The following is a 289-nucleotide window of genomic DNA, read 5'->3' as shown; positions in this document are numbered from 1 at the left end:
ACGGTGGAGGCGGTTGGTCCGGTGCCCGAGGGCGCGACCTGGGTGAGCGTTGGCGACCGCGGCGCTGACGTCTTCTCTCACCTCGCGCGGGCGCGCGGCATCGGCTGGCACGTGCTGGTGCGCGTCGTCCAGAACCGACGGCTTGGGGAGGGCGGCCACCTTGTTGACCGGCTGCGCAGCCTGACGCCGATGGCACGACGGCGCATTCTGCCGCGCGGTGACGGCGGTCGCGGGCCGCGGCAAGAGACCTGGGCAGAGGTTGCCTGGACACAGGTGAGGTGAGGTGCGG

General features: G+C 72.7%; 1 protein-coding gene. It reads left to right on the top strand.

The annotated features are described in order from the left end of the window. Positions 1-282: hypothetical protein (locus Q7A36_RS41315; RefSeq protein ID WP_305109555.1), on the top strand; the 282-nt coding region annotated here is incomplete at its 5' end. Positions 283-289 lie beyond the last annotated feature (7 nt).

The sequence above is a fragment of the Paracraurococcus lichenis genome (assembly GCF_030657435.1).
Taxonomy (GTDB): Bacteria; Pseudomonadota; Alphaproteobacteria; order Acetobacterales; family Acetobacteraceae; genus Paracraurococcus; species Paracraurococcus lichenis.
This window is presented reverse-complemented; position numbering and strand designations above follow the sequence as displayed.